This is a genomic window from Sphingomonas sp. (genome assembly GCF_030145815.1).
Lineage (GTDB): Bacteria > Pseudomonadota > Alphaproteobacteria > Sphingomonadales > Sphingomonadaceae > Sphingomonas.
The window spans coordinates 21,610-46,856 of the sequence record NZ_JAIXHL010000010.1 but is presented as its reverse complement, the minus strand read 5'-3'; the positions used below and the strand labels follow the sequence as shown (position 1 = coordinate 46,856).

The following is a 25,247-nucleotide window of genomic DNA, read 5'->3' as shown; positions in this document are numbered from 1 at the left end:
TCGCCTCCTGTGGCCAGCGTTGCGAGAGCATGCGATCGCAATGTTGCAGCCATAGCCGCAAGTCTGGATCGTGCCGCTTGTGATCGCCCAATCGAGGGAGTTGTACCGATCTCCGGCAGTCCTTCGCCTGTGTTCTGTGCTCGCCATTCCGACTGGCAGGGCTTTTGGCTCCGATACGATCATGGGCCGGTCGAAGCCACAACAGAACCGCCTGACGCGAGTACGGCGGCACCTACGAAGTCGACGCACTTCCGGACGCGAAGACCGCGCTTAATGCACGACGTCACGCTCGATCGACCGTTGCAGGGCTCAAACATAACCTGCGGCGGTAATTCCGCGCATGTTGCGATCAGCGCGCACCGATGGTCTCAAATTGGCCCGAGGTTACTGCCATGGGGTTTGGCTTCGAGGCGCCTGCCTCATGCCTATGGCCCGTCCGGCACCCATTTTTGGGCTAGACAAAGTGCGCCGCAACAACCCTGATTGGTTACCCAGGGAAGTTTTAGGTTTATGACGGCAGAGAGGAGAATTTGATGCTGGCAGGCACGATCCCGGGGCTCATGCAACCCCGCCAGCTCAACATAAGCGCTATCCTTCAATTCGCCGCGATTGCACATCCTGAGCAGGAAATCGTCTCGCGTTCAGTCGGTGAACCGATCTGGCGCGGCAATTACGCACAATGTCATGACCGTGCTGCACAAGGGGCGCATTGGTTGGCAAGTCTCGGAGTCGCGGCGGGCGACAGGGTCAGTTCGCTTGCCTGGAATACGCATCGGCATTTTGAGCTTTTCTTCACAGTTCCCGGCATCGGTGCGGTGTTGCACACCGCCAATCCGCGCCTTCCCGACGATCACATCGCCTACACGATCAACACCGCCGGCAGCCATGTTCTCCTCTACGACCGCAACATGGCAGCGATCATTGACCGGCTGCGCCCCTCAATTCCGGCGGTCAAACATTATGTGATGCTGTCGGCTGACGACTATGACGCGCGCATCGCGCCGTTCTCAACCAGTATCGGTTGGCCGGAAATCGACGAATATGCCGGAGCATTTCTTTGTTTTACTTCCGGAACGACCGGGGATCCGAAAGGCGTCCTCTATTCGCATCGCTCCGTCGTGCTCCACGCCATGATGGGAGGCCAGTCGGGTGCGTTCGGATTCTCTGCTTTCGACGTCATCCTCCCCTGTTCGTCGCTGTATCACGCAACGGCCTGGGGCTTGCCCTTCTCAGGCACGATCAACGGTTCGAAGTGGGTTTTTCCTGCAGATCGGATGGACGGGGAGAGCCTGCAGGAATTGATCGCGGACGAAGGTGTAACGTTCAGCTGCGGCGTGCCGACCATATGGACGATGTATCTCGATCATCTCCGGCGCACGGGCGAGACGACAGGATCGCTGGAGCGGATTGTCATCGGCGGTTCGGCGGTGCCCCGTTCGATGGCCGCGCAGTTTCGCGAGGACCATGGCGTCGAGGTTCGCCAGCTATGGGGCATGACCGAAACCTCGCCGATCGGCGTACTCTCGTCTCCGACCCCGAGAATCGCCGCCCTTGGTCCGGAGGAAATGAGCGAGCTCATCTGGAGCCGCCAGGGGCGACTGCAATATGGCATCGAACTCCGCATCATCGGCAATGATGGATCAAGCCTGCCTCATGACGGGCAATCGGCGGGCGCGTTGATGGTGCGCGGTCCCTGGGTTGTCGAGCGCTACTTCAACAGCGAAAGCAGCGCATGTGATGTCGATGGATGGTTTGACACCGGCGACGTCGCGACGATCGACGCAAACGGCTTCCTGCGCCTGACCGACCGCAGCAAAGATGTCATCAAGTCGGGCGGCGAGTGGATCAGTTCGATAGACCTCGAAAATCTCGCTGCTGCCTGTCCGGGCGTAAAAGTCGCAGCGGTGGTCGGCGTATTCCATCCAAAATGGGAAGAGCGCCCGATTTTGATCGTGGAAAAGCATGAAGACGCCGTTCTGACAGAGCGGATGATTACCGCGTGGCTTGGGGAACGTACCGTCAAATGGTGGATGCCCGATCGCATTATCTTCGAGTCCGTGCCGATGACCGCGACCGGTAAGATCGACAAGAAGGCGATCCGCGCAAAGCATGGCGCGATCCTCTCATCACCTGCCGGCTGACGCGAACCTCCGCCGGCAAAAGAGGTCGCGTGCAACAGATCCTGACATCGGTCGCCCCACAATAGGGGGTGTGCGTGAAGGACGGGAGAGCGTCGGATTGCCGCTCCGCCTCGCATTATCGCGTGATTGCGAAAGCGTGTGACGGGACGCCGTTCTGCAGCAGGAAGGAGTCGGCAAGGTCTGATGCGGTAGATGCGGTTCGGCAAACATCACGCGCAATTTCGCTTGGCCAAGTAGAGCGCGCCTACCTCCCTTTGACGCGCGACTGCCGCTCGCCTCACGAACCGTTCACATCGTAGCGGGCCGGGCTCTGCCGCGCCCGGCCCGGTTTGGATCAGGGTTGCAGCGCCGCGACGATCAACGGTTGCAACTGCTGCTCGACTGGCACCGAGGTGGCATCGCCGGAGCCGACGACGATTCGGGTGGCGATCAGGGCGAAATAGCCGTTCTTGCGGTCAATCCACGGCATCCAGCCGTAGGCGCCTGCCGCCGAGTTGATCTTGTCCGCGGCACAGATTGAATTCCAACTGGTCGAATCGCACTCATTCCAGGAGCCCAAGGCGTAGTGCCAATCTGAAGACGCCACGGACCCCGGGATAAATCCGCGCTGGAGCGTTAGCGTGCGCGGGGCAAGAAAGCCGTCCATATCTGTGATGAAGCTGGTGCCCATGAAGGCATGCAGCAGCTTGGCGTAATCGCGCGCGCTCGACACCGCGCCCCCCGCAGCCCAGGTGTTCGCATTGGCGGCATACGCATAGTTGCATGCTCGACCTGTAGTATGGAGCAACACCGACGTTATGGACTCGACGAAGCGGGTGCATCCCATACCGAGCGGCGTCGTCACATACTCGGCAAATAGCTGGTTGAATGACTTGCCTCCCGCCGCCTCGGCGATGGCTGCGGCGATCTGGGGATGCTCCGGACCATAAGAGAAAGTCGAGCCGGGCGCAGTGTCTATACCGCCATTGTATATGGTCTGCGCGCAAGCCTGGAGTGTGACCAGTCCATTGTTGACGCAGGTGATGTCGAGGGGTGTAGCATTGAAGCCGGAAGTCATCGACAGGGTCTGCCCTAGCGTCACCTGGCTTCGTGGATCACCGGCGCTGCTCGTCCAGTAGCTCAGCTTCGGATAGGGATGATCCCCGAGCGACAGCTTGCCTGCCTGCGCCATCCTGACCAAGAGCGTAGCGGTCAGCCACTTGGAGGAAGACGCAATCGGATAGGCTTTGTCAGGCTGGAAATTACCCTTGGTGTATTCGTGGATCACACCGTCGGCGGTGCCGATAATGAGTGTGCCATTAACGATTTGAGAAGCCTGGAAAGCGGCATCAACGGCGCTGAAATCCGGCGCCGACAGCGTCGATGCTTGCGACTTCGGCGGCGCAGGCGGCAGAGCCGCGGTCTTCGCTGGCGCGGACGCGGGTACGAAGACGCTGCCAGAAGGTGCGACTGCTGTTGGAAAAGAATAGGTCGCAGCAAAGGCCGCCGACCCAACGGCGAAAAACGCGCAAGCGAAATAGCGAGCTTTCCGGGACATGGTTCCTCTCCTCCGTCGGCGGAATTGGTCCGATCGGGAACGTCGCCGAGCGTTCCCCTTTTTTCCGTACGGGCCAGTGACGAACTGGCATTTGTGCAGCAAGACGGAGGCGACGCGGGAGGGCGCCGCACACTGCCTCGATGCCCGAAAATTATCGATAATTATTTGGCGCTCGATCGGATGGCTTGTCAATAAGAATCCCCTTCGGGGCCCTGCGGTCACACGGCCGCAGCCGCACGGCCCGGTACCGGCTGCAGCGTGCGCCTCGCGACCGCTCCATTTTTTTGGTAGTCCATCGAAGAACGAAGCCAATTTGCGAGAAACGCCAGGAAACCGGTTCCTTTCCGAGAATCATCGACGCAGATGCGTGCAAGGGCTGGCGCCAAGTGCGATCCTAGGGCATTATTATCGATAATAATTGCTGGGAGATGGAAATGTACCGGATGGGTATGATGGTCGCGTTCGCCTTGCTTCCGACGGTCGCCGCGGCGCAGGTAACCCCCAGCCAATGCACGGCTGCCGAACGCTATTCTGCTTCGCACCGCGGCATAGCGGTGCTGGTGCTTCAGGACGGCAAGATCGTTTGCGAGGTCTATACTGGAAGCAACGCCTCCACCGCTAACGAACTCTGGTCGGGGACGAAGAGCTTCGTGGGCATCATGGCTGCGGCTGCCGTCCAGGATGGCCTACTGACGCTCGATGAGCTTGCTGCGGATACGCTGGTCGAATGGAAGGGTGATCCGCGAAAATCGACGATAACCTTGCGGCAGCTATTGTCGATGTCAGCTGGTCAAGGCGGCGTGATCGGTCGGCCGCCGAGCTATGCCGATGCGGTACGGGCGCCGCTCGCCAGTACCCCTGGGACCCGATTTGAATATGGCCCCACTCCCATGCAGCTCTTTGGCGAGATCATGCGACGCAAGCTGATCGCCAAGGGGCTGGACGGCAACCCGCTCAACTATCTGAAGCGCAGAATACTCGATCCGATCGGCCTGACGATCGGAAGCTGGCGCGACGGTCCCGATGGCAACCCGCTGCTGCCGCAAGGCGCGTCATTGACTTCCCGAAACTGGGCCAAGTTAGGCGAGTTCGTGCGGAATGGCGGAAGACTGCAGGGGAAGCCGCTGGTCGACCCGGCCGCGTTCGACGCGCTATTTCAACCGAGCGCCCTAAATCCCGCTTACGGCCTGACCTGGTGGCTGCCGCACAGCCCCAAGATGGCGGATCCGGTTACGGCGGGAAGCGATCTCGGCGCGCACGCCGCCGACCTTCCGGTAGACATCGTCACTGCTGCGGGAGCCGGAGACCAGCGTATGTACGTTATTCCTTCGCTTCGGCTGACGATCGTCCGGCAAGCAAGGCTGGACATCGCCGCGCTCACCCGCGGGGAAAAATCCGGCTGGTCCGATTTCGCGTTCCTGCAAACTATCGGCGTGCGTCGCTGACCTACTCGCGGGCGCGCTCGACGGTTCGGCCCTTCCGCGCCCAGTTCGCGCCCTGAAGGAGTAGCGGCGGGCTTGCCAGATCGGCGGCTGCCTATGCAGATCCGGCGCGCGGGAGGACGCGTGGCGGGAACGCCAAGGGGGCTAGGGAACGCCACCAGCATGTCGGGAAGCTTCGCATAGCCCGGCGAAGCTCGTGGTGCCGCTGGGCTGCCGCGGTGCGTCAGTCGGTGCGGGAGGACGTGCCGGGTGGCGCGAACATGGCGTGTAGCGCGCCGCGCAGGCTGCGCGCGACGGCTACGTCTCGCGCGATCTCGCGCCACTCCCGAAAGCTCAGTTTGATTGGATTCGGCTCTGCCTGGCGCCCGACCAGGCCGTATCGGATGGGTTCGTCATGCCGCTCCGAGGCGAAAGTCCCGAACAAGCGATCGAAGACTATCACGATTCCTCCATAATTTCGGTCGAGATAGGGTGCGTTCGATCCGTGGTGGACGCGATGATGGGTTGGCGTGTTGAGTATCCATTCCAGGGGGCCAAGCGAGATCCTGGCTTCTGTATGAAGGAAAAATTGATAGCGCAGATCGAGTGCGAGTAGGCCGATCACGAGCCGGGGGTCAAAGCCGAGGAGTACGAGCGGCAAATAGCAGAGCCATCCCGCCGACAGCAGGTTTGTCCAGCCAAGTCGTAACGACGAGAGCAGGGTCAATTGTTCAGCCGAGTGATGCACAGCGTGGCTGGCCCAGAGCCAGCGAACGCGATGGCTGAGGCGGTGGAACCAATAATAGGCGAATTCGACGGCAACGAACCCTGCCGCCCAGGTCCGCCAGTCATCGAGCGGCAGGCGTATCGGAGCCACTGCCCATGCAGCGCCGAACACAGATCCCAGCATGACTCCGTTGAGCGCTGCCGCCGGGATGTTGCCGGCGACCAAGCCCAAGGTAGTCAATGCGGAACGGCCATCATAGCCCCGCTCGGTGCGCATGCGCCACACGAGCTCGACCAGAATAAGCGATAGCATCACCACCAGCCAGAACGGTGACCTGGCAATCAAATTGTCCATCACAGCCGCGCTTTCGTCCTGGCGATCATCGCCTCGAGTTCAGCCCGATCAATGACATGATCGCGGTTGGTGTCGGCACGGTCGAAGTCGGTGGTCGGTGCCTGGTAGTATTCGGCGCGCGTAACGACGCCATCGTGGTTCAGGTCACCTTCCGCAATCATCTCGTCGATCAAAATCCCGGCCTTTGGCCGGAAGGCGATCAGCCGCGAGAAGTCGTCTCGCCTGATGACTCCATCGCCGTTGCGGTCGACGTCGGTAAAGCGGGCGTTTCGCGCGGCGACAAATTCGGCGCGGGTGATCACACCGTCGTGGTTGACGTCGGCCTTTTCAAAGGCCGCTATCATTCGGCTTTGCGCGCTGGCCTCGCTGGAGGTGATCCCGGCAAGAAGGGCGCCGACGACGAGCATTGCGGAAAACTGCATTGGAGCGTTTCCTTTCATTTGGCCACGCCCGCCGACACAGCGGGCGCAGCCCAATCGATGTCAGTTGCGGGTCGCGCGGACAGTAGCCGATACGGTCGAACTCCTGCCTCTTGGGCCAGTCCGCGTCGACGTGAGGCTCACGCTGCCGTTGCCGTTCGCAGTCGCCATCGTGTCGCGCCCGAAGCTCGCGCCGTTGTTCATCGTGGTGGTCCTGCTGCCCTGAAAGACTCCGTCGGAGCGGCTGCGGCTGCGCACCGTCGTGGCGCCATGGCCGCGGTTGGTCTGGACACTGCGCGCAGATGAAACGGTGCCACCGCCGCGGATCACCGATGTAGTGATGACGCCGCCTCGGCCGTTTGCGCCCTGGAGGGAGACGACACGGCCGTGAACCCGCTGTGCCTCGGCGGCAGTCGGGACGGTGAACGACGCGATGATCGCGAGCGCACCGGCAGTTTTCAGCATGAACATGTGATTGATCCTTTTGCTACCGGACTTGGGTCCGTAATCTCCAGATGGATTGTGCGGGTAAGCGAAACGTGTCGCGGGCATAACCGCAAGTAACGAAGTGTAACGCGGCTACGCGCCCACTTCCGCGGGATGCCAGTCCGGTCCAAATGGTTGGTCATGGAATCCGTAGCCGCATCCGCGACCTGCATTGCCGTTGTCGAGGATGACTCCGAGATCGGCATGCTGGTGGCCGGGCTGTTGCGGCGTGAGGGGTACGAGGCGGAAATATGCCGTAGCGGCGAAAGTCTCGATCGTCTGCGTGCGCGGCGACGGATCGATCTGGTGCTGCTCGATGTGATGCTGCCCGGTGAGGATGGCTTCTCGATCTGCCGCCGGCTTCGCGCCGAGGGCGATGTCCCCGTGCTGATGGTAACGGCGCGCGGTGACGACATAGATCGGGTCGTCGGGCTGGAGCTCGGCGCGGATGACTACCTGGTCAAGCCGTTCAATCCGAGGGAGCTGGTTGCGCGTGTCCGGGCCATCCTGCGGCGCACGCGCGAGGCGCATCGCGTTTCCGCGACAACGATCGAAGCCCGCTTCTGCGTCGGTTGCTTCCTGCTTGACCCGGGCCGCCGATCCCTCCTGGGTCCGGACGGACAGGAGATTGAGATCACGGCGGGAGAGTTCGATCTTTTTGCAGCACTGATCGCGCATCCGCAGCGCGTGCTGAATCGAGACCAGCTGCTCGACTGGACCCGCGGTCGCAATGCCGCGCCGTTTGACCGCAGCATCGATGTCCAGATCGGTCGACTCCGCCGAAAGCTAGAGATACACCCCGAGGGTCGCGGGCTGATCAAGACAGTTCGCGGCGGCGGCTATGTCCTGGCCGCACCAGTAAGGCGCTTGTGATGCGCGGTGGAAATCTGACCTTCAGGATCACGGTGTTGCTCCTTGCGGGGTTTGTGCTGCTTCAGGCCGTCGTTCTCACCGCGACCGTATTGCAGCGCCCGATCGGCGACCGCCAGCATGCGGATCTGCCGCCGCCCGATCAGGTCGCAGCGATGGCGGAAGCACTGGATAGCGTTGCGCCTGCGCGCCGCCCCCGTCTGCTCGCCGTTTTCGACAGCACCCTTTATCATGCTCGGGTCGATCGCGCGGAGCGAGTGATGGTCGATGAGCCGGTGGACCCGGACTTGCTCAACCGCTACCGCGCCGCCTTGCCGGGCAGGACGGTACGGATGTCGGGTAGTGCACCTCTTTTCGCCGGGATAGTGCGTGAAAGCCCTTGGCACGCGCGCTTGGTCTCGCCGCTCACGCTGGCCGTATCACTCAGGAGCGGCGGCACGTTGGTGATCGATAGCCGGCCATCTGCGATGGTGATGGGTTTCTTGCGCCAACGCGCTCTACTCGGCGTCTTGGGCGGATTGGTCATCTTGGCGGGACTTATTCTCGCCGTCCGCCAGACGATGCGCCCGCTGTCACGCCTGTCGGCCGGAATTCGACAATTCGCATCTCGGCTAGACGCACCTGACCTCGCCGTGACCGGGTCTTCGGAATTGCGCGACCTGTCGGCCGCCTACAACGAAATGAAGGGCAGGATCGCCGGGCTTGTCGAGGAGCGGACGCGCATCCTCGCTGCGGTCGCCCATGACATGCGCACCTATCTAACGCGGCTGCGGCTACGGGCTGAGTTCATTGAGGATGAAAGCCAGCGAGCGCTGGCCGGAAGCGACTTGGAGGAAATGGCGCTTCTGCTTGATGACACATTGCTGTTTGCCCAAATCGAGGCACGGGACCGCATGCGGGCCGCGCCGATCGACTTGCGACCGGAGCTTCAGTCCATCGCGGCACTGCGCGAAGAATTGGGTCAAGCCGTGACGCTGCTTGTCGACGCCCGGCCATTGTCCGCGCAAGTCAGCCCGATGGCCTTTCGTCGAATGGTCAACAATTTGATCGATAACGGTCAGCGTTACGGCGCGGCGGTCGTCGTTTCGGCGACGGCAACGCTGAACGCTGCTGAAATTACGGTTTCAGATAACGGACCGGGCGTGCCGGCTAGCGCTCTGGCGCGTTTGGGGGAGCCGTTCGGGCGGATCGATTCCTCACGCGACCGAGCGACTGGCGGTGCAGGATTGGGTCTCGCGATCGTCAAGGCTCTGGCTGCGCAATGCGGTGCCACGGTCCACTTTGCCAGTCCTCCGGCCGGCGGCTTTGCCGCAACGATCAAATTCGGAACCTAGGAGACTCCAGTTCTGGGCGTTGCAGGTCATCGTCGCCTCATCGTTCCAAATCATGGCGGCGATGGTCCGGAACACCGCATGCCGATGCCGCAAAGCGTTTGTCGGGGATTGAGATGCGAAGCCCGCCGCGCTGCAGTCACGCCGCCCTGTCATTGTCGGGAGCCGCCAGTTCGCGCCTGCCATACCTTGAGAAGCAGATCGATCTGCGCGCGTCGAAACCCGCTGGCGAGCCTGGATGCTGGGCTGAACAGGGCTAGGGTATCCTCGCTGCTGCGGTAACGGGGCCATTTCGGGACGAGTTTGCAGCCTGGTTTGCCGGTCTTGGCGAAGGCCACCCAGCAGGTTGAGATCGCCTCGCCGAACTGACGATCCTCCACATCGATCGGGCCGGCTAGAGAAGCGAAATAATCCAGCGTTCCAAACAAATACGGAATTTCGGAGCCATGGGGCGCCCCTGACGACTTGTCCCGGCGCCCGGCGGCAACATAGTCGAAATGGTACAGCCATGAGGGTGCGCCCGACTGAGTCCTCATCGCCATCCAGCGGGCCGGCGCCACAAACCATGCATCGCCCAGGGCCTGCCTTGCAAGTTCCGCAGGAGGAAGAACACCATAGGCAAGACGCACCGCGTCATCGTCATCTCCCAGATAGGTGCGTGCTGCCGCCGGCGGGACGCCCATCGCCAGGATGACGCTGGCTTCATTGCTGTTGGAACCGATCAACAGCGGAACATCGACTGGCTCGCCGCGCGCGAAAACACGCCAGGGAGCTTCGCGAATGAGCCTTCCGTCGATGAACGGCCCAACCATTCCGCCAGACCGGCCGGCCGAAGCTTTCAGCAGGGTTTCAATGGAAAGGGCCCGAAGCTCAACCGCCGATGCGCCCTTGCCCAAGCCAGCTCGCTCGGCCGTTTCCATTCCCTGCGCCTCCTGCTGCTCCAGCGTCTGGGGCTCGAGCGTCGGCACACTGGACTCAACGATCGCGCGTGCGAACAATCCCTTCGCGGCAGGATTGGCCAGCATCGTGGTGATGCTGATGCCTCCGGCAGACTCGCCGAACACCGTCACCTTGCGTGGGTCGCCGCCAAAGCTTCCGATATTGCGCTGCACCCAGCGCAGGGCTTCCAATTGGTCCATCAGCCCGAAATTGCCGAACAGCTCGCCGCGATGTGCCTCGGCGGTGAGTGCCGGGTGCGCGAAATAGCCAAGGGCTCCCAGCCGGTAGTTGATCGTGACGAGGATAACGCCTTGGCGGGCAAGGGCAGTACCGTCGAACACCGGAAAGGTGCCGGAGCCCAGGACATGCGCACCGCCGTGGATCCAGACCATGACGGGTAAATGCCTGCCGCCTGCGGGCCGCCAGATGTTGAGCTGGAGGCAATCCTCGGACTGGTGGTCCGCCACCCCGCCTGCGACCAGCGCGGAACGAACTGGCTGGGGACAGGCGGGGCCCATCGCGGTCGCGTCGCGAACTCCGGTCCAGCGCGCCGCCTCGACCGGTGGTCGCCAGCGCAACTCGTCGACGGGAGGGGCCGCAAATGGAATGTTCAGAAACCGCTCGACGCCACGCTCAGAAGACCCTTGTAGCCAGCCTTGGGGTGTATGGACCGGGGCGCGATGAACCGGCTGCGCATGGGCAGGTGCGTTTGCCGTGAGCGCAACGAGCAACGATGCCCACCAGGACAGCCTCTTCTCGAACATGTGTTGCGATCCTCCCAGCAGTTTTCGCCATTATTATCGATAATAGCATGGACTCTCGCGTTTCCGCCAAGCAATATGGCGCCGCATGGCGGAAATTATCGATAGAATGTCGAAGCTCGATCGGCGCGCTGCGCTTCAATTGATGATGGCCGCCTCATCCCCTATCGGCATTCGGGCCGCGCAAGCCTCGCTTGCCATGCCCGACCTGACTGCCGCCTTTGTCAGCGGCTTTCCCTTGTTCGAGTTTGCCCGGACGGCTTACAGTCTGGCCGGCCCCAGCGCCGCATTTCCGCCCGGCCGTTTCAATCAGATCCAGCACCGCCGGACCCTGAGCGACGCGTCTTCGCGCGCGATCACCGCAACGAACAATGACTGTCTCGTCAGCAGTGCAAGGATAGACCTCTCGGGCGGCCCTGCCGTTATCGTGATTCCGGACATCCAGGATCGCTATTTCAGTGTTGCGTTGATGGACGCGTTCACGGACAATTTCCACTTCATCGGGACTAGGGCGACGAAGGGGCGCGGCGGGAGATTCGTCCTGGTGCCACCGGGCTGGCTCGGTCCCGTTCCATCCGATTGCAAGAAGATCGCCGCACCAACCACTGATGTCTGGATGCTCGTCCGAATCCTCGTCGGCGGACCGGGCGACTATGATGCGGTGCATGCGCACCAGGATCGACTGGAGCTGATTCCTCCGGCTCTTCAGCCCTCGGGGCAGCTCCTCCCTGTGGCGCCGGCTGACGGGCGCGATCCCGCGAATTTTCTTTCTGTCGTGAATGCCATGTTGGCCCGTTGTCCCGCCACCGATCCGCGGGTGTCACGCGCGCTGCGCCACCGAGGCACCGGGTTGATGCGCGGCGTCTTGGGCGCCTTCCACGATCTGGATGGCGCGCTGCGTTCGGCTTGGCCGGCGGCGATCAACACAGGCGTGACCCTTCTCAGAGCGCCCGATCCGCGCCGCGAACGCCGAGCCAACGGCTGGAGCTACTCGCTTGCCAACACCGGCGACTATGGCTCAGATGACCTCACGCGTGCCCGTACCGCGCTTTTCGGCCTTGCGGCGTTGCCTCCCGAAGAAGCCTTCTATGCGCACGCCCTCGAGGACGCTGCGGGGATGGCCCTTTCCGGGAAACACGCTTATCGCCTTCGCTTACCTCCTGGCGGTGTCCCGGCTGAATCCTTCTGGTCGGTCACCATGTATCAACTCGAGTCGGACGGGCGGTTGTTCCTCGTGCCCAACGCTGAGGCGCGATACTCGATTGGCGACCGCACCGAGGGTCTGGTACGTAATCGGGACGGGTCACTGGATATCTTGATGCAGCAGGCTCGGCCGGAAGGCGCAATGGCAGCGAACTGGCTGCCCGTGCCGTCAGATGAATTTCGGCCGCTATTCCGAGCCTATCTCGCTCGACCGGAACTGCGTTCCCTGAGGTGGCGGCTGCCAGCAATCGAACGCGTTTAGAAGCCGCCGGCGCAGCGACGGTCGGCTTCGGCGTTCAACATGCACGCAGACCGCGAAGACGGCGCCACGCGCCACGAACTCGAATTCTGGATTACGGCCCCGCTCATCAATAGTCCGGTGTCCGCCAGCGCAATGAATGCTGGCGGCAACCTCGGCCCCCGCTCGGGATCAAGCCCTGCTACAGGGAATATCCTTAGAATTTCAGGCGCCCCTCCACGCCAATCACGCGCGGCTGGCTGTAGCGGTTGATCGTCGGCGCCTGTGCGACGAAATATACCTGATTGAACAGATTGTTGGCGAAGGCGGTGATGCTGAAATTGCGGAAATCGACACCTGCGCGCAGGTTCACCAGCACATAGTCGTCGAGATTTACGGAGGTCGCCGTGAGCTCCTGCTTGCCGCCCCATTGTCCGCTGACAAGGACATTGGCGGTGAGCGCCACGTTTTCGGACACCGGCTGGCGAAGGTTAAGGTTTGCTGATGCGAGCCAGTCAGGGACCTGCGCAAGACTCAGACCGTCATAGCGACCGCTTGTTACCTTGCCGCCCTGGCGCGAGCCGCTCAGCGACAGGCGTCCGCTGCCCGAGCCCAGATCGAAACCCTGGCTATACTCAGCCTCGATCCCCCAGCTGTTCGCATTGCCGGCATTGGTAAGATAGGCAACGGCCGCGACCGGACAGGTCGGGTTGGTCAACGCGCAGCCATCATCGACCTGCGCGATCAGATCGCTGAGCTGCGTGTAGTAGCCTGCGACGGCGAAATATCCGCGCCGTACTGGACTACCTTTGAGACCTAGCTCGTAGGACGTGCTGTTCTCGTTGCCAAACAGCACCTGGACCGGCGACGGCGCACGCGGATCCGAAAGCCTTGTATTGAAGCCGCCCGCTCGGTAGCTGCTGCCGACCTTGCCATAGGCCAGGACGTTGGGCGTGAGCTTGTACGACAAGGTGGCGTTGTAGGACAGATTGCTTGCGCTGATGCGGTCGTCGATGATCCGCGACGGACCACCGGTCGGCAAGCCGGTTGCAAGATCGAAAAGTCGTGCCGAGATCTTGCGGCTATCCTGCGTGTAGCGCAGCTCGCCCGTGACATTGAGACCGTCGGTGATGTCGAAGCCGAGCGACCCGTAGGCGGCGTAGCTCTCGAAATTGATCCGGGCCGGCGCGATATTGCCTGGCGAAGTATTGGCGACTGTCGGCGTGCGGGTCGTCGTTACCGAAAAGTCACTGTCGAGCAACAGCATTTCGCCGCCGACCAGCCAAGTCAAGCGGCCGGCATCGCCGGTGACATGGATGTCCTGCGAGAAATTGTCGGTGGTGTCTACGACATAGGAAGCGGCGCTAGGGTCGAGGGGAGTCGCTGCTCCGATCTGCCCCGCGGCGCGCGCGCGGGCGAGCTCAGTCGGACTGATCGCGTCATTGTCGAGGTCGTACTCGCTGTGGCGTTTGCGATACGAGGTAGTCGATGTGAGGTTGGCGCCGCCGAGATCGACTCGCACGATCGTCTGCAACGCGTCCACATCCTGCGAAGCGCGCGGCGCGGTACTCCAAGGATAGACGAAGCGATCCTGGATATATCCGCCGGGGAACCCTGCCGTGCCGGCAGGGATGAAGATCTGGTAGTGGATGGACGGCGTCGTCAGTCGCTGCGTCTCGGCCATGACGACCGCATCCACCGGTCCGCGCTTCAGGCGAAGCTGGCCACGCAGGCCATGGCCTTTTTGCTGGTCGAAGTAGACGTCGTTGTCCGGGTTGTAGAAAAAGCCCTTGTCCTGCTCGACCAGGTCGCCACTCACGCGAAGCGCCAAACCTTCGGCGATGGGAAGATTGACCACGCCTTGGACCTGCAGGCTGTCGTTCTCGAAACCGTAGCGTGCGCTCCCCCAGCCTGACGCGTTGAACTCTGGCTCGGCCGAAATGATATTGATCGCACCGCCGACGGCGTTCCGTCCGTATAGGGCGCCTTGCGTACCGCGCAGCACTTCAACCCGACCGATATCGACCATATCAAGGCGGGTGAAGTTTCGCCCGCCCACGGGGCCGCCCGCAATATATGCGCCATTGCGATACAGGCCCACACTGGGATCACCGTTAGTGGCGCGAGCAGTCGACGAAGCGCGGATAGATATTTCCGACGTGATCGACGAATTGAGATTGTTGAAGCGCACGCTGGGCTGGTCGGCGAGCAGTTCTCCGCTTCCGGTCGCGCCGCCGCGGTCATTCAGAGATGCTGCGTCAATTACAGATGCAGCGGTAGGGACATCTGCGAGGCGTTCCTCGCGCCGCCGGGCGGTGACGACGATCTCACCATTGTCGCTTTGCGCTGCAGCCTTGTCATCGGGTGAGGCGGACGGCGGCCGGTCCTGGGCGAAGGCCGGGCAGGCCGCCACGGTCCAAAGTGCAACCGAACAGCGAAGCAAGTGCGTCTGGCGTCCCATAAATCCCCTCCGAATTTATTCTCATTATTATCGATAATTTTGTGCATTGCGCGCGCGGAGTCAAGCCGGAAAGAATCGGACAGGGTCGTCCGGTCAGCGAGTGGGGGGAACGGCGCGAAGCAAGAGAGCGCGAAGCCCGAGCGCCGTGATGGCGAGCAGGTCAGGAGCGATGGTTGCCAGCGTGTCGGTCGCCGCATGATGGTGGCGATGCGCGCCGAAGATGCCGGCATGGCGCAGATAGCCGGACTTGACGATCTCGCTCAGTTCGCCCGCCGTCCCCTCGCTGGAGGGGTATGCCATCTCGATGCCGGGCTGCCCCTTGAAGATCGCCCGCGCATGCTCGACCAGATCAGGTGAGGTCATGAGGAACCGATTGGGATCCGCGCTCGGTAGCGGTAGGAGGCGACCGGGAATCTCCTGCCAGTCGCGCGTCGCGACATTGGCGCCGAGATGCAGCCAGAATTCAGTCTCCGCCTGGGGCGGTCCAAAAGCGTGAACGAGGTGGGAAGCCCCCAGGTTCTCATATTCATGGCCACTATTGGCGACGAACAGCAAGCTGTGGCGCGCGAATATTTTTGGCATCCATTCGGCAAGCGCAAGCCATATCGCGACGCCAGGCCCGCGCTCACCTGCGCAGTCGGTCCAGCCCGACCGCGGCGTCGAGACAACCAGCCACGGCCTTTCCGGTCGAACCACACGGCCAAGGACGTTCTCCGCCGGGCGGGTTCCCCCTCTGCCGGTAAGGACCAATCGCGCAACCCGTCCAAAGCGTGCGGCCTCGATAACCGGACCAGCCAGCTTGGGGGCGAGCAAGGCGACAGGGCGCGGTGCGGCCGGCCTATCGGCCGGCGCGTTCAAAAGCAGAGCCTCACCTGTCGGTCCCGTGGTGACGAGGATGACGGCCTCGGCTCCACGCTCGAGCACGTCTGCGACGGCATGGCTGACCAGTCCGTCGAGGAGACTGGACCAGCGCCGGTAGGGTAGGCGCACAACGGCAATGGCGCCATCGAGACGGTCCGGCGACTCGGCCAGGCACAGCCTGCCGACAATACCCTCGGCCGATGTCGTCGCGGGGATCGGCTGTGCGAGCAGACCGATCGCGGCCTCCCCGATCGTGAGCTCGCATGCACTGGATTCGAACCAGGGTGCGTCAAACCGCTGACGCTCCACCGAGAAGCCCGACCGAGCGAGCCTTTCGGCTATCCAGTCCGCAGTCCGGCGATCGCCGGCACCGCCAGATCGCTTGTTTCCAGCCTCCGAAAAAGTTTTGACATCGGCGAACAGACGATCGCGACTGAACATTGGAAGATCGTTCGAGGCTGCGGTGCCGCGGCCGGCAGCAAGCGCCAGCGGCACTCCAACTCCGGATTTCAGTACCGTTCGCCGGTCAGCCCGAAATCGCCTCATACAGCTTGTCTTCGCCGACGGCCCGGCTTCGTCTTCGCACGCGCTGCCTTATATTCCTCGAGCGCTTGTCCGAAGCTGTCTTGCGTTACCGAGATCAGCGCTCGCGCGGTGGCATCGGCATCCTCGGCCTGGCGGGCAACAATATGCTTGCAAAGCTTTTCGTAGAGGACTGCCGATCGCCGCCCCGCCTCATTGCCATGGGCCTCGATGAAGCTGCCGGTGTAGACATTGTGTTGCCAGCGCGCGAGCAGAGCGATCCGGTCAAGTAGTTCCAGCGCGAGCGGCGCGTTGCTTCGCTTGGCGATGAAGCGGCCGATGCGGTTTGACACTTGTATGTGCTCGAAGGTGTTTTCGGTGCGCTGAGTTACGTCCTTGTACTCGACGAGCCGGTGCATCAGTTCGCGGCCGTCGCGATCGCTCATTTCGGCGGCGGCGAGACGGCACACCACGCCGAATAGCGATTTCCATAGCTCGTAGACTTCAGTCGCCGCATGCTGATCAATCTCGATGACGTGCGTACCGCGCCAAGGTACCACCTTCACCAGCCCTATTCGCGACAGATGACGAAAGGCTTCTCGGACCGGAGCGTGACTCACGCCGAAGCGCGCGGCAATTTCCCGCTCTCGCAGCCACGAGCCCGGCGGAATCCGCCACTCGACGATGTCGTCGGTCAGAAGGCGCGCGATGACCCGATCCTGGGTCGGTGCGCTCTCCTCTATGTCTTCTTTGGCAGGCATATCATCCCATCGGTCAGTTTCGCACCGCACTCGGGATATCCGCTGCGTGGCGTGGTGAACAAACGCTATCCAAACATTCTATCTTCGGCATCAGGCCCAAGCGGTGCGTTCCTGCTGAAGACCGCAGGAGACAAAACGCGGCAATGCGGCCCTCTTTCGTCGCCCGACCTCGCAAGATGCTCAGCTGACAGTGTCGAGCGTTCATGTTGAAGGCGCGTTGTCTCTGTGAAAAGGCTGTGCTCCGCTTTGCACAAGCGGAGCACAGAGAGGTGGGAACGTGGCGCCAAGGAGCATTCTTCCATATTATCGATAATTTTCGCCCGCTCAAGTGGGTTGTATGCGCGCGTTTCAACGATTCGAAGGGCCGGGATTGCTATCGGTCGGAGCGGCTTCGCGACGCTTTTGTCGACCGGGCGAGATACGCTTCTAAAGGCGCCGCGAACTGGCGAAGTCAAACCACATTCTGCGATTTCCTTCGACATGTTGCGCGCTCGGGCTGCTGGGCACTCCTGCACAGGAGGGGAGAGGCAAGTCCGATATCCGCCCCGTGATTCCGGTCCGAATCACACCATGGGTTCAGCTTTCCTGAAGCTCCCGTTCCGACATTCCAACTCGGCCCTTTTGCGACCGGGGCAGACGCGTGTCCGTGTCGAGGTCCGCCGCCGACGCGGGCGATCGCCTGGGCAAGTCGTCGATGAAGAGGATGAACTCTTGGTACCCGCCCGGCTCTGAGCCGACGCCAGTCTTTGTGTCGCTGACTGGAAGGCGTACGACGGCTTGCAACACCGAGCGTGCGTCCGACTGACGCTCAGGTCGTGCGCGGCGGTCCAATCGGCGGTCGCCGTGACACGGGCGTGGAACGCTGCCGGGCCCGGCGGCTTGGACTGCAGGATGCTAACCCTTGCAGCGGGCGATGGCGTGGCGCGCTATCACCACCTTCGGATCGTGCCGCCGCCGCACACTTGCTGATTTGCCTGGCTCGAGCCGGGCGTGCCCGCAATTGACGTACTTGGCATGCGGGCGAAAGGCAGCCTGTGGGTGCAAGCCGTCTGCGTCACACTCTGATCGACGCTATGCACTGGTCATGGGTCAGGGACGTGGTTGAGCACGGTTGAAGTCCGGGAAAATCGCGGAGCGGGAGCGGGATGCAGAACGCCGGCGTCGAGGGTGTAGATCGCACGCGCCTTCATGTGCGGATGTTCGGTGGCCTCATCCAGTTCCAGAACGGCCGACGCGCATGCGTCCGTCCCCTCGAGATGCTTCGCCCATTCGTCCCGCGTTCGCGTCGCAAAGATTGCGGCAAGACGATCACACTGCTCCGGCCAGTCGAGGTTGTGGTCGAGATCCGGGGATCCCGCTATGCGCTGGACAAACTCCGCGCGAAACTGTGGCTCGAGTGGCCCGACCGCGAGGTATTTTCCGTCCGCGCAAGCGTAGCACCGGTAGAATGGATTTGCACCGCCAAGCAGGTTCTTGTCGCGCGCCAGCGATAATCCGCCGTTGGTTTGCAACCCGGCGAAGAACGACATCAGCGAAGCGACGCCATCTACAATCGCGGCGTCGATCACCTGCCCTTCGCCCGAGCGCTCGCGCTCGAACAGGGCTGCCGCGATTCCAAGTGCAAGGAAAAGCGCGCCGCCGCCGAAGTCGCCCACGAGATTGAGCGGAGGGGTTGGTGGCCGGTCGGCCGGACCGATCGCGGCGAGCGCTCCCGTCAGGGCAAGATAGGTGATGTCGTGGCCAGCGCTATGGGCCAGTGGGCCATCTTGCCCCCAACCCGTCATGCGGCCGTAGATGAGCCGCGGATTGCGGCCAAGGGCCACATCGGGCCCCAGGCCGAGACGTTCCATCACGCCAGGGCGAAAGCCTTCGATCAGTACGTCCGAATTGTCGATCGCCTGGAGGGCGATTTCGCGTCCTGCCGGATCGCGAAGATCTATCGACTCTTTGGTTTTGCCGCGTTCGGTAACCGGGTTAGCCCAGCCAGTTCCCCCGGGACGTTCGAAAACATGGACGTCCGCCCCCAGATCGGCAAGCAACTGCCCGCAATAGGGTCCCGGTCCGATCCCGGCGAACTCGATCACGCTAACGCCAGCAAGCGGGCCGCCAACGACCCTCAACGTAGCGTCACACGGATTGTGCCAAAGGGCCCGGTCGTCTCTTCGACCAGCGCAGAGGTTCTTGTGATCAATTCGACGATCCTCGCAAATTTCACCGTTTTGCCCAACCAACCGGGAAACAGTGGCCGGCCAACCACAGGCGCCTGAACCTTTCGGCGAATCCGGCCGGCATCTGGGCTCGGAACAGGCCCAAGCGCAATATCCCCCCCTGCTCGCCGACAGGCGACACGTGCTGGTTCAGTCGCGCGAGTCGGCGCCGGAGAAGATGCGGTTGCATAGACTTGAGTTCAGCATAAAACCCGGAATATTCCCAGCGATGCTCGGGATCGCGCATCCAGGTGTCTTTGGCGTATCGCACGCTGCCTGGCGCGAATGTAACATGCAGGCGGTTAGACGAAGAACGTCCTCTTGATCGGTGTCCGGGGAGTATCACTTCATTCCGATGCCCCCGAGCGCATGCCGGCACGCGGCGATCGACGGGGCGCCGGTTGCGGTCGCCCAACCGACAATTCCGTCCGGTCGAATCAGTGCGATATAGCGATCACCACCAAAAAACTCGGCGAGCATTGCAAGGTCGCCATCAATGACAGGCAGCGACAGCGCCTCGCCAAGGGCGGCAGCGGCCGCTTCGCGTTGCGAATGTAAAATTACCGCATCTCGATTACCCGCAAGCAGGCGCTTCCCGTTCGGACCAAGCACGTCGGGCAGTCGTTTTCCCACAGCGCGATCGTCGCCGACGAGCAGCACCGAGCGGCTATAGCGGGTGTCGAGCATCGAAAGGCGACGCGCCATCGCTGGCGCAGTCCGGTCGGCACCCGTGATACGGCCGCCAACCGTCACTAGCAGCGCCCGGAGCCATGAGGGAGCGGTCTCAAACCATTCAGCGCGATCGGTGAACGGCTGAATTTGCTCGATGACATAGCCGCGCCTTTCCCCAGCATAGGAATCAAGCAGCGCGTCGACATCAGCGTCGTCCTCGGTCACGATACGCCCGAGCTTCCACGCGAGATTGTGCGCGTCCTGGATGCTCGAATTCATCCCTTGACCGCCAGCCGGGCTGTTGAGGTGAGCGGCGTCGCCCGCCAGCATGGCACGGCCGCGCCGGAAAGTCGGAACGCAACGCTGATGTTTTTGATAGATCGCGCGCCAGACGACGCGCGTTGGCGGAGCCGCGAACAGCAGCCGCGATAGCCGATCGACCTCGGCATCCATGTTGGACTCATCGACACGGTCGTCGATCGCGTCGGCAACGATGCGGAAGATGCGCGGCCCGAAGCGAATGCCGACCACGAGTCCGGCCTCGCGCAATAGCGTCGGCCAGAAGTCGGCCTGCTCGCGGGCGGCGGGAACCTCGATATCGGCGAGCAGAGCGCGCGACGGATAGGTCTTTCCGGCGAGATCGATTCCCATTGCATGGCGGACGATACTGTGCGCCCCATCCGCACCGACGATAAAGTCGGCGGCCAGGGAGGTGTGGGCACCGGCTTGGTGGGCCGTCACGTCGATGCCATCATCGCCAATCGACAGGGAGGCAACTTCGACGCCGAAACGGACGTCGACGAGGCCCGTCGCCTGGACGGCGTCCAGCAGGATTCGTTCGGTTCGATCCTGCGCCAACGCTATCGCGTATGGATGCGCTGTTTCACCAGTCAGGTCAGTGAAGTCGAAATGCGTCAGTTGCTGTCCATCGGGTGCGTTACGCAGCCGAATGTGCGGAACGCGGTTGCCTTCCTCGAGGAATCGATCAGCCACACCGAGCTGATCCAGTATCTCGATCGTGCGCGGCAGGATCACCGTCGCTCGGGAGTGCGGATCGAGCGCTGTCTTGCGCTCTAGAACAACGCTCTCGACACCATTCCGCGCGAGCCCGAGCGCGAGGCTTAATCCTGTCGGACCGGCGCCGACAATCACAATCGATCTTCGCATTGAGAACCCCAATGTCTAGCGCTTGTAATACATTTGGTGAAACGTTGGTGATGTGTCAACGTTCCCGGAGCAACGAGGTCAAACGGGAACGGCGAACGAATGCCACGTCGGCATCCTGTCACCAGTGGATATCAACGCGGGGCGGCGGTCCGCCGTCGGGTGCTGGACGCCGCCATCGAACTGTTCGGCCAGCACGGCCGCGACGCCACGACGCGGCTGATCGCTGCGTTGGCGGACGTGAACGCACCGGCAGTGACGTATTATTTCGGGAGCAAAGAGGAGCTTTACCGAGCCTGCGCAACCGACATCAGCGAGCAGATCAAGGCGCAATTGCAGCCGGTGCTGGCGGAAGCGCGTAGCGCCCTCGATAATCGCCCGAGCACCGGGGAAATCCGCGCCGCCCTGGTCACGATCCTCGATGCGATCGTCGATATGCTGTTTGCGCCGGAGGCTGAGCGGTGGGTGCTGTTCGTCATTCGTGAGCAGGTAGAACCAAGCGAAGCGTTCGAAATCATATACGCCGCGATGCTGCCGGTACTGCAGACGCTTACCGCACTGATCGGCTACTTGCAGAAACCCGCGACGTCGCATTCCGAGGCGGCGCTGCTCGCGGCGGGTTTGTATGGTCAGCTCGTGTCCTATCGGCTCAATCGCGCCGCGCTCGCGCGCTTGCCGGGGCCATCGAGCCTGCAGGCAAGTCTTCCGGAGTCGATCAAGGCACTAACACAGCGACAAGTGGAGGGCTTGTTTCCCCGAGAGGGATAGATGCGCCTCTGCAGCCCATCGTGCTTGCCTTACCCGGTAGAGCCCGCATTCGGCCAATGCTCAACGAAGCCATTCCCACGCGATACTCGGCAATCTCCAGGAGCTGGCGCAACAAGCGCTGAACCCTGCACGGGGCGGTCTTTGCTCTTTAAGTGGGAGCTTTCGCGGGGAACGAAAATAAATTGTCACTGAAGGTAGGCTTGGATCGTCATAGCTAGTCTTTTGACGATCGTTTCGCGATCCATTGCCCGCGCGCTCGCGAAGCCGAGGACATAGCGCGTCATCGCCAAACCAAGCATCTGTGATGCAATCAGGGCGGCGCGCTGGGGCGCGGTGGCTTGGTCGCCCGTCTGGCGCAATGCCGCGGCCAGCTGATCCTCGAAAATCGACACCATTCGCGCTCGCGCGATCGGATGCGTGACCGCGGCCCGAAGCAGGGCCGCCAGTTCACCACCACCACCGTCTTCCCATCGTTCGAGGAAATGCCTCACGAGCGCTTCTCCCAACTCGGAGCTTGGGATCGTCGTTAGATCTGGAAGCCGCAGATCGAACCGAACCACGGTCGCGAACAAGGCTTCCTTTGACCCGAAATAGCGCATCACCATGGACGCGTGAATGTTCGCCTCTTCGGCGATCGCCCGGATCGTCGCCCGATCGAAGCCCTGTGCTGAGAAAATCTTGCGCGCGGCGACGGCAATGCGGTCGCGCGTGAGCTGCGATTTCATCGGTTTGATCAGTGTGCCCTCCCGATTTGCAAACGCAGGTTTGCAGAATTGGCGGCAGGTTGGTAGATGCAAACAGATGTTTGCATACGGAGCACCGTGATGACCGAACTGCCTGTTCAAACCGAAATCGTCATCGTGGGCGCCGGCCCGGTCGGTCTCAGTCTGGCGATCGCGCTGCATCAACGCGGTGCGGCGCCGGTCTTGCTGGAAAAGCGGACAGAAACTGCCAACACGTCGCGCGCAGCGGTCGTCCACGCCCGCACGCTCGAAATGCTCGCGCCGTTGGATGTCGTGCCGGATCTTCTCGATCGAGGTATCCGAGTGCCCACCTTCTGCGTCCGTGACCGAGATCAGGTGCTGATAGAGGTCGGCTTCGCAGACTTGAAGACTGCGTATCCGTTCACGTTGATGTGCCCCCAAGATCAGACCGAAGCAGTCCTGCGCGGTCGGCTCGCCGCAATCGGTGGAGCCATCACCCACGGTGCGGAGGTGGTTTCGGTCGAAGGCACGGACGGCGACGCCATCGTGTCCGTCCGCACCGATCGCGGCGTGACCAAGCTTTCGGCGCAATGGGTGATCGGTTGCGATGGAGCCCATAGCGTCGTCCGCGATGCCGCGGGCATCGCCTTCGAGGGGCAGGACTATGAAGAAGTCTTTGCGCTTGCCGATGTGAAATTGGATTGGCCGCTATCGCGCGACGAAGTGAGCCTGTTCTTTTCGCCCGATGGATTGGTCGTGATCGCGCCGCTGCCTGACGATCGCTTCCGCATCGTCGCCACTGTCGATCAAGCACCCGAGCATCCCGATGCGCCGCTCCTGGAGAGGCTGCTCGCCGACAGAGGTCCTACGCGGGGCGTTGGGCGCATCAAGGAGATCGTCTGGAGTTCACGATTTCATCTCGCGCACAGGATCGCCGAGAAGGTTGTTAAGGGCCGAACGATCCTTTGTGGCGACGCCGCGCATGTCCACAGCCCGGCGGGAGGTCAGGGCATGAATACAGGCATCCAGGACGCTATCGCGCTCGCGGACCCCTTGCTGAACTGCTTGCGGCACGGCAGTTCGGCCGGCTTGGGGGCGTGGGCGCGGGAAAGGCGTCGGGTGGCCGAGGACGTCGTGACCATCACCGACCGGATGACGCGTGCGGCGACGATGCGATCGGACATCGGTCGGCGATTGCGGAATACGGCGCTCATGATCGCGGGCCACGTCCCTGGTGTTCCGGAAATGATGGCCCGCAAATTGGCCGAGTTGGATCGGCGCTGACGGGCGGCGCTCGCGGCGCGACAAAATTGTCGCCTTCCTGAGCATCGCGTAATCTCTACCTCGGTGTTCGCCTCGGCAACCAAATGTTAGCCTGCATCGTTCGGCAGCAACACAGGTCGCCCCATCCGTTCGTCTTCTGAAGGAGCTCTTAGATGGTGTCGAAAACAACGATCGAGCCGGGTCTTGCACCAATCACGCTGGTCAACGTGTTTACGGTTAAGCCAAAGCATCAGGATAAGCTGGTCGCCGCCCTGATCGAGGCGACCGAGACAACGATACGCTCGCTCGATGGTTTCGTTTCGGCCAATATCCACAAAAGCTTGGACGGCAAGCGCGTCGTCAATTACGCGCAATGGCGGTCGAAAGAAGATTTCGATGCCATGATGCGGACTCCGAAAGCGCTGCTGCACATGGCGCCGATCCTGCTATATGCCAAACCCTCGCCCCATCTCTACGAGGTGGTCGATGTGCAGCATATCTAGCTAGCGAAGTGTTCACAGCACAGGCGAGTGCGCCGCGGTTGGCCGTAGCGCGTTTGCTGGAAGGCGGTCTCGTGGCCCCTATTCGTCGAATTCAAGGTCGTGATCCCCGTCCATCATCAAATTCTTGTGGGCAACGCAAAGGATGGTCTGGCAGCGACGAGCGCGGCACGAAACGCAAGTCGTCGATGTCATTCGGTGAATGCCTATCAACGAGACCATTGCGCTCGCCGGATAATGCTAGAGGGGGTTAGGCCTCCAGCCTTCGACCAGTCCACGGAACCCTGCGGCGGCGTAGGGTACGAACCGTTCAAACAGCGTCGGCAGATCACCCGACATGCATCGTCCGTGAGACAGACGGTCGATGCGCCCCGTTTCGGAGAGCGACAGGGTAAGCGCCCCCGTCATCATGTGATAGCCCCAGTAGAGTTGCTCATCGCTCGCAGCCGGTAGCGCGATGCGCAGCAAATCCACAAGCCGTTCAACCACCGGGTCAAAATACCTGCCCATCGTTTCGCCGCCCCAAAGTGCGGTGTTGTTAACCTGCGCCGTGATCGCAAAAAATCTTTTCCATCCTGGCCCGCCGTTCATCGACCAATGCAGCACCGGACGGATGAAGGCATCGATACATCCCTCGACGCTCAGCTCGGGTCCGGCTGCCGCAGCATATGCATCCAGGGCAACCAGTCGCTCGCGGTTGATGATCTGCGCTCGCCGCATGAAGACGGCTTCGAACAGTTTATGCTTGTTTCCGAAATAATAGACGACGAGCGCAGCATCGACCCCCGCGCAACGGGCCACCTCGCGTGCCGTCACTCCATGGAAGCCGTGTGTGGCAAATAGCTCTTCCGCGGTGTCCAGTAGCAATTCATGGCCACTGGCATCTTTCGATGAACGCGGGCGACGCCCGCGTTTTCCCTTCGTTGGCGCAGTCATC

At 62.1% G+C, this 25,247-nt stretch carries 20 protein-coding genes; 8 read left to right on the top strand and 12 right to left on the bottom strand.

Going from position 1 to position 25,247, the window contains the following annotated elements; all coding sequences use genetic code 11:
• Window positions 1-533: 533 nt before the first annotated feature.
• On the top strand, window positions 534-2,141 hold the full coding sequence (locus KYX69_RS10440; RefSeq protein WP_300496901.1) for a long-chain fatty acid--CoA ligase: 1,608 nt from the start codon (window positions 534-536) through the stop codon (window positions 2,139-2,141).
• 334 nt (window positions 2,142-2,475) lie between these two features.
• Here KYX69_RS10440 and KYX69_RS10435 read toward each other — a convergent pair whose 3' ends face one another.
• Window positions 2,476-3,678, bottom strand: coding sequence for a serine hydrolase (locus tag KYX69_RS10435; RefSeq protein WP_300496898.1), 1,203 nt, complete (start codon window positions 3,676-3,678; stop codon window positions 2,476-2,478).
• 443 nt (window positions 3,679-4,121) lie between these two features.
• Between KYX69_RS10435 and KYX69_RS10430 the strand changes: the two genes are divergently transcribed.
• Window positions 4,122-5,123: a serine hydrolase gene (locus KYX69_RS10430; RefSeq protein ID WP_300496896.1), complete on the top strand. Its 1,002-nt coding sequence runs from the start codon at window positions 4,122-4,124 to the stop codon at window positions 5,121-5,123.
• A gap of 220 nt (window positions 5,124-5,343) precedes the next feature.
• Here the strand turns inward: KYX69_RS10430 and KYX69_RS10425 are convergent, their stop codons facing one another.
• From KYX69_RS10425 to KYX69_RS10415, 3 genes are read right to left on the bottom strand one after another with little or no spacing between them, the layout of a single operon-like run.
• Window positions 5,344-6,180, bottom strand: coding sequence for a sterol desaturase family protein (locus KYX69_RS10425; RefSeq protein ID WP_300496893.1), 837 nt, complete (start codon window positions 6,178-6,180; stop codon window positions 5,344-5,346).
• Complete coding sequence (locus KYX69_RS10420; RefSeq protein ID WP_300496891.1) at window positions 6,180-6,602, bottom strand: EF-hand domain-containing protein; 423 nt, start codon at window positions 6,600-6,602, stop codon at window positions 6,180-6,182. The genes KYX69_RS10425 and KYX69_RS10420 overlap by 1 nt, the downstream gene beginning before the upstream one ends.
• 60 nt (window positions 6,603-6,662) lie before the next feature.
• Window positions 6,663-7,070 carry a hypothetical protein gene (locus KYX69_RS10415; RefSeq protein WP_300496889.1) on the bottom strand — a complete coding sequence of 136 codons (408 nt, stop codon included), beginning with the start codon at window positions 7,068-7,070 and terminating at the stop codon, window positions 6,663-6,665.
• 129 nt (window positions 7,071-7,199) lie between these two features.
• Here KYX69_RS10415 and KYX69_RS10410 point away from each other — a divergent pair, with 129 nt between their 5' ends.
• Complete coding sequence (locus tag KYX69_RS10410; protein ID WP_367280188.1) at window positions 7,200-7,958, top strand: response regulator; 759 nt, start codon at window positions 7,200-7,202, stop codon at window positions 7,956-7,958.
• On the top strand, window positions 7,958-9,289 hold the full coding sequence (locus KYX69_RS10405) for an ATP-binding protein (RefSeq protein ID WP_300496883.1): 1,332 nt from the start codon (window positions 7,958-7,960) through the stop codon (window positions 9,287-9,289). The genes KYX69_RS10410 and KYX69_RS10405 overlap by 1 nt, the downstream gene beginning before the upstream one ends.
• A gap of 149 nt (window positions 9,290-9,438) precedes the next feature.
• Here KYX69_RS10405 and KYX69_RS10400 read toward each other — a convergent pair whose 3' ends face one another.
• Entirely contained in the window at window positions 9,439-10,989 is a 1,551-nt protein-coding gene (locus KYX69_RS10400) for a carboxylesterase/lipase family protein (RefSeq protein WP_300496880.1), read from the bottom strand.
• 85 nt (window positions 10,990-11,074) lie between these two features.
• Here KYX69_RS10400 and KYX69_RS10395 point away from each other — a divergent pair, with 85 nt between their 5' ends.
• Entirely contained in the window at window positions 11,075-12,451 is a 1,377-nt protein-coding gene (locus KYX69_RS10395) for a DUF1254 domain-containing protein (protein WP_300496877.1), read from the top strand.
• A 193-nt stretch (window positions 12,452-12,644) separates the two neighbouring features.
• Here the strand turns inward: KYX69_RS10395 and KYX69_RS10390 are convergent, their stop codons facing one another.
• The 5 genes from KYX69_RS10390 to KYX69_RS10370 all read right to left on the bottom strand — a co-directional run bounded on the left by KYX69_RS10390 (window position 12,645) and on the right by KYX69_RS10370 (window position 21,078).
• Entirely contained in the window at window positions 12,645-14,888 is a 2,244-nt protein-coding gene (locus KYX69_RS10390) for a TonB-dependent receptor (protein WP_300496875.1), read from the bottom strand.
• Between the two features lie 93 nt (window positions 14,889-14,981).
• Window positions 14,982-16,190, bottom strand: coding sequence for a hypothetical protein (locus tag KYX69_RS10385; RefSeq protein ID WP_300496872.1), 1,209 nt, complete (start codon window positions 16,188-16,190; stop codon window positions 14,982-14,984).
• Between the two features lie 101 nt (window positions 16,191-16,291).
• Window positions 16,292-17,032: a GntR family transcriptional regulator gene (locus KYX69_RS10380; protein WP_300496869.1), complete on the bottom strand. Its 741-nt coding sequence runs from the start codon at window positions 17,030-17,032 to the stop codon at window positions 16,292-16,294.
• Window positions 17,033-18,114: 1,082 nt separating this feature from the next.
• A complete protein-coding gene (locus KYX69_RS10375) occupies window positions 18,115-19,152 on the bottom strand; it encodes a CaiB/BaiF CoA-transferase family protein (RefSeq protein WP_300496866.1) in 1,038 nt (345 codons plus the stop codon).
• Between the two features lie 429 nt (window positions 19,153-19,581).
• Entirely contained in the window at window positions 19,582-21,078 is a 1,497-nt protein-coding gene (locus KYX69_RS10370; protein ID WP_300496865.1) for an FAD-dependent monooxygenase, read from the bottom strand.
• Between the two features lie 159 nt (window positions 21,079-21,237).
• Between KYX69_RS10370 and KYX69_RS10365 the strand changes: the two genes are divergently transcribed.
• The gene (locus KYX69_RS10365) at window positions 21,238-21,843 is read left to right on the top strand and encodes a CerR family C-terminal domain-containing protein (protein WP_300496863.1); all 606 of its coding nucleotides are present in this window, start codon (window positions 21,238-21,240) and stop codon (window positions 21,841-21,843) included.
• Between the two features lie 185 nt (window positions 21,844-22,028).
• Here KYX69_RS10365 and KYX69_RS10360 read toward each other — a convergent pair whose 3' ends face one another.
• Window positions 22,029-22,568 carry a TetR family transcriptional regulator gene (locus KYX69_RS10360; RefSeq protein ID WP_300496862.1) on the bottom strand — a complete coding sequence of 180 codons (540 nt, stop codon included), beginning with the start codon at window positions 22,566-22,568 and terminating at the stop codon, window positions 22,029-22,031.
• Between the two features lie 99 nt (window positions 22,569-22,667).
• Between KYX69_RS10360 and KYX69_RS10355 the strand changes: the two genes are divergently transcribed.
• Window positions 22,668-23,831 carry an NAD(P)/FAD-dependent oxidoreductase gene (locus KYX69_RS10355; protein ID WP_300496859.1) on the top strand — a complete coding sequence of 388 codons (1,164 nt, stop codon included), beginning with the start codon at window positions 22,668-22,670 and terminating at the stop codon, window positions 23,829-23,831.
• 152 nt (window positions 23,832-23,983) lie between these two features.
• Window positions 23,984-24,313 carry an antibiotic biosynthesis monooxygenase gene (locus tag KYX69_RS10350; RefSeq protein WP_300496856.1) on the top strand — a complete coding sequence of 110 codons (330 nt, stop codon included), beginning with the start codon at window positions 23,984-23,986 and terminating at the stop codon, window positions 24,311-24,313.
• 237 nt (window positions 24,314-24,550) lie between these two features.
• Here KYX69_RS10350 and KYX69_RS10345 read toward each other — a convergent pair whose 3' ends face one another.
• On the bottom strand, window positions 24,551-25,246 hold the full coding sequence (locus tag KYX69_RS10345) for a TetR/AcrR family transcriptional regulator (RefSeq protein ID WP_300496854.1): 696 nt from the start codon (window positions 25,244-25,246) through the stop codon (window positions 24,551-24,553).
• Window position 25,247: the final 1 nt, after the last annotated feature.

Bases quoted from the DNA above. Each gene is read 5' to 3' on its own strand.
- KYX69_RS10430 (WP_300496896.1), top strand. From the start codon at position 4,122: ATGGGTATGATGGTCGCGTTCGCCTTGCTTCCGACGGTCGCCGCGGCG.
- KYX69_RS10355 (WP_300496859.1), top strand. From the start codon at position 22,668: ATGACCGAACTGCCTGTTCAAACCGAAATCGTCATCGTGGGCGCCGGC.
- KYX69_RS10435 (WP_300496898.1), bottom strand. From the start codon at position 3,678: ATGTCCCGGAAAGCTCGCTATTTCGCTTGCGCGTTTTTCGCCGTTGGG.
- KYX69_RS10425 (WP_300496893.1), bottom strand. From the start codon at position 6,180: ATGGACAATTTGATTGCCAGGTCACCGTTCTGGCTGGTGGTGATGCTA.
- KYX69_RS10405 (WP_300496883.1), top strand. From the start codon at position 7,958: ATGCGCGGTGGAAATCTGACCTTCAGGATCACGGTGTTGCTCCTTGCG.
- KYX69_RS10410 (WP_367280188.1), top strand. From the start codon at position 7,200: ATGCCAGTCCGGTCCAAATGGTTGGTCATGGAATCCGTAGCCGCATCC.
- KYX69_RS10370 (WP_300496865.1), bottom strand. From the start codon at position 21,078: ATGCGAAGATCGATTGTGATTGTCGGCGCCGGTCCGACAGGATTAAGC.
- KYX69_RS10350 (WP_300496856.1), top strand. From the start codon at position 23,984: ATGGTGTCGAAAACAACGATCGAGCCGGGTCTTGCACCAATCACGCTG.
- KYX69_RS10400 (WP_300496880.1), bottom strand. From the start codon at position 10,989: ATGTTCGAGAAGAGGCTGTCCTGGTGGGCATCGTTGCTCGTTGCGCTC.
- KYX69_RS10390 (WP_300496875.1), bottom strand. From the start codon at position 14,888: ATGGGACGCCAGACGCACTTGCTTCGCTGTTCGGTTGCACTTTGGACC.
- KYX69_RS10345 (WP_300496854.1), bottom strand. From the start codon at position 25,246: ATGACTGCGCCAACGAAGGGAAAACGCGGGCGTCGCCCGCGTTCATCG.
- KYX69_RS10440 (WP_300496901.1), top strand. From the start codon at position 534: ATGCTGGCAGGCACGATCCCGGGGCTCATGCAACCCCGCCAGCTCAAC.
- KYX69_RS10395 (WP_300496877.1), top strand. From the start codon at position 11,075: ATGGCGGAAATTATCGATAGAATGTCGAAGCTCGATCGGCGCGCTGCG.
- KYX69_RS10420 (WP_300496891.1), bottom strand. From the start codon at position 6,602: ATGCAGTTTTCCGCAATGCTCGTCGTCGGCGCCCTTCTTGCCGGGATC.
- KYX69_RS10385 (WP_300496872.1), bottom strand. From the start codon at position 16,190: ATGTTCAGTCGCGATCGTCTGTTCGCCGATGTCAAAACTTTTTCGGAG.
- KYX69_RS10380 (WP_300496869.1), bottom strand. From the start codon at position 17,032: ATGCCTGCCAAAGAAGACATAGAGGAGAGCGCACCGACCCAGGATCGG.
- KYX69_RS10415 (WP_300496889.1), bottom strand. From the start codon at position 7,070: ATGTTCATGCTGAAAACTGCCGGTGCGCTCGCGATCATCGCGTCGTTC.
- KYX69_RS10360 (WP_300496862.1), bottom strand. From the start codon at position 22,568: ATGAAATCGCAGCTCACGCGCGACCGCATTGCCGTCGCCGCGCGCAAG.